Annotated in this window: 8 protein-coding genes and 1 pseudogene; 2 read left to right on the top strand and 7 right to left on the bottom strand. The window is 62.6% G+C overall.

What is annotated here, in order from left to right:
- The 3 genes and pseudogenes from VR71_RS03055 to VR71_RS03045 form a co-directional block, all read right to left on the bottom strand.
- Nucleotides 1-430 (bottom strand): annotated as a pseudogene (locus tag VR71_RS03055) (TIGR01620 family protein); the annotation flags it as partial.
- A complete protein-coding gene (locus VR71_RS03050) occupies nucleotides 427-873 on the bottom strand; it encodes an N-acetyltransferase (RefSeq protein ID WP_296429794.1) in 447 nt (148 codons plus the stop codon). The gene VR71_RS03050 and the pseudogene VR71_RS03055, both read right to left, overlap by 4 nt.
- Nucleotides 870-2,282, bottom strand: coding sequence for a YcjX family protein (locus VR71_RS03045; RefSeq protein ID WP_045681017.1), 1,413 nt, complete (start codon nucleotides 2,280-2,282; stop codon nucleotides 870-872). Before VR71_RS03045 ends, VR71_RS03050 begins: the two co-directional genes overlap by 4 nt.
- A gap of 199 nt (nucleotides 2,283-2,481) precedes the next feature.
- Here VR71_RS03045 and VR71_RS03040 point away from each other — a divergent pair, with 199 nt between their 5' ends.
- Nucleotides 2,482-3,102, top strand: coding sequence for a thiamine phosphate synthase (locus VR71_RS03040; RefSeq protein WP_045681015.1), 621 nt, complete (start codon nucleotides 2,482-2,484; stop codon nucleotides 3,100-3,102).
- 58 nt (nucleotides 3,103-3,160) lie between these two features.
- Here the strand turns inward: VR71_RS03040 and VR71_RS03035 are convergent, their stop codons facing one another.
- The 3 genes from VR71_RS03035 to VR71_RS03025 all read right to left on the bottom strand — a co-directional run bounded on the left by VR71_RS03035 (nucleotide 3,161) and on the right by VR71_RS03025 (nucleotide 5,048).
- Nucleotides 3,161-3,739, bottom strand: coding sequence for a lysophospholipid acyltransferase family protein (locus VR71_RS03035; protein ID WP_367118639.1), 579 nt, complete (start codon nucleotides 3,737-3,739; stop codon nucleotides 3,161-3,163).
- Nucleotides 3,740-3,990: 251 nt separating this feature from the next.
- Complete coding sequence (locus VR71_RS03030; RefSeq protein WP_009818691.1) at nucleotides 3,991-4,758, bottom strand: GNAT family N-acyltransferase; 768 nt, start codon at nucleotides 4,756-4,758, stop codon at nucleotides 3,991-3,993.
- Between the two features lie 107 nt (nucleotides 4,759-4,865).
- Nucleotides 4,866-5,048, bottom strand: a complete 183-nt coding sequence (locus VR71_RS03025; RefSeq protein WP_040651557.1) for a DUF3553 domain-containing protein — start codon at nucleotides 5,046-5,048, stop codon at nucleotides 4,866-4,868.
- A 25-nt stretch (nucleotides 5,049-5,073) separates the two neighbouring features.
- On the opposite strand from VR71_RS03025, the gene VR71_RS03020 reads away from it, so the two are divergent.
- Nucleotides 5,074-5,673 (top strand): histidine phosphotransferase family protein, encoded by a 600-nt coding sequence (locus VR71_RS03020; protein WP_045681013.1) that lies wholly within the window; start codon nucleotides 5,074-5,076, stop codon nucleotides 5,671-5,673.
- On the opposite strand, the gene VR71_RS03015 is transcribed toward VR71_RS03020, so the two are convergent.
- A complete protein-coding gene (locus VR71_RS03015) occupies nucleotides 5,663-6,928 on the bottom strand; it encodes a glutamate-5-semialdehyde dehydrogenase (protein ID WP_045681011.1) in 1,266 nt (421 codons plus the stop codon). The genes VR71_RS03020 and VR71_RS03015 overlap by 11 nt on opposite strands.
- Nucleotides 6,929-6,933: the final 5 nt, after the last annotated feature.

The raw sequence follows: 6,933 nt of genomic DNA, 5'->3' as shown, positions 1-6,933 counted from the left end.
TCACAACCGCCCGTGCCGCCTCCAGATCCCCCTCCGCCAGCGCCACCCCGGCGTGTCCGCGCAGGGCATCGAGCCGCCCCAAACGGGCAAACCCCGCCAACTCGCGCAAACCGATCATCACCGCCACCAGCAAGAGGCCCACGCCCATCGCCGCCACGCCGTAGCCGAGCACCGGCACTCGTGCGATCAAGCCAACCGCAAAATCCCACGCCGCCACCGAGACCGCAGCGCCCATCAGCCCAAGCGCCAGCCCCCAAAAGAGCCGCCCCAGCCAAGAGGGTCGCGCAGCGCCGCGTGCGATCACCGCGCGCATCGCCCGTCCCTCAGGCGCATCGGCCAGGTCCGGGACCGGCGGCGCGCGGTCCGGCCCTTCGGCGGCGCGCTCTTCCATGTCGATCAGAACCGGCCCCTTGGCCTTGTTGCTGCTCACGCGCCTTCTCCTTCACCGCGCCAGACCATCAGGATATCCGGCAGACCTTCATCATTGCCAAGGCCCGCGCTGCGCGCCGCCTCGACAAACCCTTGTCGCGCATAAAAGCTCCGCGCCGCCGCATTGGCCTCAACCACCCAGAGCCGCAGAACGCCCGCCTCCGCCTTGGCCTCAGCCAAGAGCGCCCGGCCAAGACCCCGCCCGCGCCGCATCGGATGCACATAAAGCGCGTGCAGAATGTCACCGTCTCGGACTAAAAAACCCGCGACACGGCCCTGCTCGCGGATCACCCGGACCCACCCCCAGCGGATCACCGACCTCAGCGCGCGCAGGTCGTCCCAATGGCTGCGCACCTGCGGCAACCATGGCGTTGCGCGGGTGAACCCCCAGAGGATCACCGCCAGACGCGGCAGATGCCAGATTTGGGCCCGCGCCGTTCTCATAGCTTGTCCCCGATCAGGAATTGCGCGGCGCGGTCCAGCCGGATATGCGGCGGCCCCTCGCCGGGGCGCAGGTTGAGCGGGGCGGGCGCAAAGCGCATCACCCGGTAATCCTGACCCAGCCAGTCGGTCGCCCCGGCCCGCGCCGGGGCCAGCAATTGCCCCGGATCGTCCGGCAGATCGCCCGCATAGAACGCCGCCTGTCGGCCTGTCTCGAGCAACCGCCCGCGCACACAATCAAGCATCTCGCCGTTGTGACTGACCCGCTCCTCGACCGTGGCGCGCAGAGCGGCCAGCGCCATCGACTCCGTCGTGGCCCCGGCGAATTCCGCCCGGTCCCGCGCCTCACGCAAGAGGGCGGCCATGATCCCCGTCAGCCGCCCATGCTGCGCATGATGCAGGTGATCCGCCTTGGTCGCGGCAAAGAGGATACGCTCGACCCGCCGCCCCAACAGCAATTGCGTCAGGAACGCATTGCGGCCCGGTCGAAACGCACCCAGAATATCCGCCATCGCCCGGCGCATATCCTCGACCGCCTGCGGCCCCTTGTGGATCGCATCCAGCGCGTCAACCAAGACCACCTGCCGGTCAATCTTGGCGAAATGATCGCGAAAGAACGGTTTGACCACCTCGCGCTTGTAGGCGTCATAGCGCCGCGCCATCTCAGCCCGCAGGCTGCCCCGCCCCGCCTTGCCCTCCGGCAGGGGCGCAAAGGTCACCACCGGCGATCCCGCCAGATCCCCCGGCAGGATGAACCGCCCCGGCGTGCAATCATAGAACCCGGCGGCACGCGCGGCCTGCAAATAGCCCGTGAAGCCCGCGGCCAGTGCCTGCGCCACGGGCTCGTCCAGCCGCGCAGTCGCATCCACCTGCCCCACCTGCGCCAGATAGGGCGCCGCCTCGGTGCGCGCGCTGATCCGCATCAAAACGTCGGCCGCCCAATGATCATAACTCTTGTCCAACAGCGCCAGATCCAGCAGCCATTCTCCGGGATAATCCACGATATCAAGATGGATCACCCGTGGCCCCGTCAGGCCCGCCAAGAGCCCAGCAGGCCGCACGCGGAGCGACAGGCGCAATTCCGACACCGTGCGCGTGCTCTCGGGCCAATGCGGCTCGGGGCCCGTCAAGGCCGCCAGATGCGCCTCATAATCGAATCGCGGCAGGGTCACATCGGGCTGGGGTTGCAGATAGGCCGCCAGAATCCGCCCCTCCGCCTGCGCCAAGAGGCCGGGCATCCGCCCCCGATCCATCAAATTGGCGATGAGCGAGGTGATGAACACCGTCTTGCCCGCCCGCGCGAGGCCCGTCACCCCGACCCGGATCACCGGCTCGAAGAAGGTTTGGCTCACGCGGTCGCCCAAGCCCTCGATGCCGCGCACCACGCCCTCTGCCATGCCTGCTATCGCCAAGAACCGCCCCTTTTCCCGTTGCCCTCAAGATAGAGACCCGCCACCCGGGTTGCTAGGGGCCATTTGTCCGTCCCCTTTCCCTCTAGGCCTCTGACGTCGCGGCGGATTCTGGCGTTCTCCCTGACCGGAACCTTGGCCTCCCCGATGGTCAAAGCCGATTTTCCGCGCTATAGGGTCAAAATCCATCAGGAGAGCCCCAATGGCCGAGACCGAGCAGCCTCAGATCTACCTCATAACCCCGCCAGACTTTGAACTCAGCGTCTTTCCCGATACGCTGGCCCGCGTGCTGGACAGTCACCCGGTCGCCTGCGTGCGCCTTGGCCTCGCCACCCGCGACGAGGACCGCATCGCGCGTGCCGCCGATGCCTGCCGCGAGGTGACGCATGCCCGCGACGTGGCGCTCGTGATCGACAGCCACCTGATGCTCGTCGAACGGCACGGGCTCGACGGTGTCCACCTGCCCGACGCGGCCCGCTCTGTGCGCGCCGCGCGCAAAGCGCTTGGCGAGGATGCCATCGTCGGCAGTTTCTGCGGCACCTCCCGTCATGACGGCATGTCCGCAGGCGAGGCGGGCGCGGATTACATCAGCTTTGGCCCGATCGGCGCGACCGCTCTGGATACCGGCGCTTGCGTTGATCTCGACGTGTTCGACTGGTGGTCAAAGGTGATCGAACTGCCCGTCGTGGCCGAAGGCGCGCTGAACGAGGCGCTCGTCGCCCAACTCGCTCCGATGACCGATTTTTTTGCCTTCGGTGACGAAATCTGGCGCGACGAGGACGCCGCCGCCGCCTTGGGCCGGTTCATCGCCGCGATGGGCTGATGTCGCGGGGCCGGGCTGTGTACATAACAGGCGTCCAAATTGTACGCCCTGTACACACTCACCGGCCCCGGCGATCCTCGGGCATGCCCGCCCTGACCTGATCCTCCGCCCAAGCGGCCAATGCCTTACGACTCTCAAATTCATCTACCTTTACAAAGGGATGGTAGACGACTCTCACCTTGCCATTGCGCCGGACCGCCAGAACCCGCAGCAGATGCTCGCCAAACTCCATATCCCCCCACCACCCATAGAATCGCGGATCCCCCCCATTTGGGGCTTCATAGATGACACTCACCGGTTGAATGTGGATTTCACGCTGTAGTTTCTTGCTAAAGAACGCCTGAAAAAGCGTTGATTTAAAAGGTAAAACGCGCATTCCATCGGTCGAACTTCCTTCGGGAAAGAACAAGAGCTTATGCCCCGCCAGCAACCGCGCCTCAAAGATTTCGGTCTGCGCCTTCGCCTCTTTCGGGTCGCGCGTGATGAAAACCGTACCAACCAACTTGGCCAATCCACCAATCCCAGGCCATTTTGCCACCTCGGATTTTGACACAAAATACACACGCTTGCGGGCGTTGAGTGCGAAAATATCTAACCATGACGAATGGTTAGCGACCACAGCTCCAGCGGCGCGCATGGGCGCTCCCACCACCTCATGCCGCATCCCCAGCACCCGAAACACCGTCGCAGAGACCCACTGCGTCACATAGGGACTCCACGGTCTGTGCAGCCCATAGAACGGGCGCTCGATCAATCGCAGCCCAACCGATACGATAACCCCCCCAAATATAACGAGAAAAATCAAAGCGCCACGCCACCCGGCGCGAACCACCCCTGCCATCGACAGCGTGAACGCCGGCGGCGGCACCTCTGATTGCCACCTTAATTTCAACTTATAAGGTCCTGCTGGTAAATGGATTTATGTGTTTCCGTCATCCGGTCCGTATCAAGAATTAAACACACATCGGTTGTGTTGAATTGATGGTCGACAAAGGCACCGTCGCCCACAAACCCGCCCAGCCGCAGATAGGCTTTGATCAGCGCAGGCACCTGCCGCATCGCCATACGACGATCAAGATTATCCTCTGAAATCAAATCCATTCTCTGAAAGTGCTCGGCTCGTGCGCGCACACGCAACGCTTCCGGCACCAGATGTCGCGCATGCAAGAGGCTCAGCGGCTGCGCCAGTTCCGCGATGTCGGTGCCATGGAAACTCGCCACGCCAAACAGGATTTCTATTTTATGATCCGTGACATAGCGGCCTAAACCATTCCAGAGGTGATACATTCCCGGCCCGCCACGATAGGATTTCGCAAGGCAAGAGCGCCCCAACTCCATCAACCGCCGCCCGCTGGTCTTGAGGGCGGTCAGGTCATACTCATCCTCTGAATAAAACTGCCCGGCCCGCGCCGCCTGATCATCGCGAAGCAGCCGGTAAACCCCTGCCACATAACCATTTTTAGAATCATCGAGCAACAGCAGGTGATCAAAGAACGGATCAAACCGGTCACATTCCAGCCGTGCCACATGATCGACCAAAGGCCCGTCGCCCCCCAGTTCCGTGACAAAAACCTCATAGCGCAACCGCTGCGCAGCCCGCAGCTCTTCAGGTGACTCGGCCAGTTTCACACGAAATATTGGGGGGCTTGCGGTCATCGGCCTCGTCTCTGTGCTCTGAACGCGTTTTATGCAAGACCGCCTCCGAGTGCAACGATCCGACTGGTCGCAGCCTCTTGCGGCTGTTAACCTTTTGCTAACCCGGATCAGGGATCAAGGAGGGGTATCAGTTCCACGCGGTTGCCATCAATCACCACCTTGCCTTCCTCACGAAAGTTAACGGTGATCCGGCCCCCGATATTCGATTGCACCTGCCCCGTTCCCCAATCCGGCCTCTGCGGATGCAGCACCAGCATTCCCGGCTCCAGTATCGAATTCATATCCGTCATGCCGCATCCCGCCCCGGAGAGTCCCATGCCGCAGCATAGCCAACCCTTGGCCGCATTGATAGCCTCGCGTATCTGCCACGATCTTGTCAGCCCCTTGGGAGCGATTTCCAACGGACTGGAATTGCTGCATCTTTCTGGGGTGCCCCAGAGCCCTGAGTTGACACTGATCACCTCAAGCGCCACGAATGCCACGGCACGAATCCGCTTCTTTCGGCTGGCCTTCGGACAGGCGGACAAAGGTCAGAGCATCCATGCAAAGGATCTGTGTGATATTCTCACGGCGGTGCATGTCGAGGGACGCATCACGCTTGATCTGCGCCTCTCGGATGACATCCCACATCCGATGGCGCAGGCGCTTTTATTAACCATTCTTTGCGTTGAACAGGCGATGCCCTATGGCGGGTTGTTGCATGTGTCTCGACTGAATGACCGCTGGCACATCACAGCGACATCTGGGCGCCTCACTCCCGATCTCACACTCTGGGCAGCCCTGTCGGGTTCCGCAAAATGGCCGGACATTAGTGCGTCACAGGTACACTTTTTACTCTTGTTTCAATGCCTTGAAAACCAAAGCTCACACATTGATACGACGCTGTCAGACACTGAATTCCGCGTCAGCCTCTGATTGCGCCATCGCCTTCAACCAGATACTTGAAACTCGTCAGTTGGGCCGCCCCAACCGGACCGCGCGCATGCATCTTCCCCGTGGCAATGCCAATTTCCGCCCCCATGCCGAATTCGCCGCCATCCGCGAACTGGGTCGACGCATTACGCATCAGAATCGCGCTATCGAGCCGGGCAAAGAACCGCGCCGCGGCCGCATCATCCTCGGTCACGATGCAATCGGTGTGATTGGACCCGAAATGCCGGATATGCGCAATGGCTTCGTCAATGTTTTCAACGACTTTCACGGCGATGATGCTGTCGAGATACTCGCGCCCCCAATCTTCCTCTGTGGCCGGAACGGTGCCTGCAATCCCCAGCAAAGCCGCATCGGTGCGCACCTCAACCCCAGACTCCAAGAGCGCGCGGATCACGCCCTGACCGATGGTCTCGACAATATCGCGATGGATCAGCAGACATTCCGCCGCCCCGCAAATCCCCGTGCGCCGGGTCTTGGCGTTGACCACGACCCGGAGCGCCTTGGCCGGGTCCGCCTCAACATCCAGATAAATATGAACAATTCCCTCAAGATGGGCAAAAACCGGGACCCGCGCCTCGCGCTGCACGAGGCCCACAAGCCCCTTGCCGCCACGCGGAATGATCACGTCAATCGTGTCGGTCATGGTCAGCATCGCCTCAACCGCCGCCCGGTCCCGCGTCGGCACCAGTTGAATCGCATCCTCCGGCAGGCCCGCCGCCCGCAACCCCGCCACCAGACAGGCATGGATTGCGCCCGAGGAATGAAAACTTTCTGATCCGCCACGCAGGATCACCGCATTGCCGGATTTCACGCAAAGCGCGCCGGCATCCGCCGTCACATTCGGGCGGCTCTCATAGATCACGCCCACCACGCCCAAAGGCGTGCGCACCCGACGGATATGCAGGCCGCTCGGCCTGTCCCATTCCGCCAGAACCTCTCCCACCGGATCATCCTGCGCCGCCACAGCGCGCAACCCGTCCACGATTCCCTGAATTCGCGCCTCATCGAGCGCCAGACGGTCCATCATTGCCTCTGACAAACCCTTGTCGCGACCATAGGCCAGATCACGGGCATTGGCCTCCATGATCTCGGCCCGCCCGGTCCAGACCGCATCGGCTGCCGCCTCCAGCGCCGCGCGCTTTGTCGCCGCATCGGCAATCGCCAGTTCAGCCGAGGCCACTCGGGCGCGCGCGCCGATCTCGGCCATCAGCGCGACAATCTCTGTCTGGTCTTTCATATCCC

The organism is Roseovarius sp. BRH_c41, from assembly GCF_000961715.1.
Taxonomy (GTDB): domain Bacteria; phylum Pseudomonadota; class Alphaproteobacteria; order Rhodobacterales; family Rhodobacteraceae; genus Roseovarius.
The sequence above is the reverse complement of the archived record's forward strand: the minus strand, read 5'-3'. Positions and strand labels throughout refer to the sequence as shown.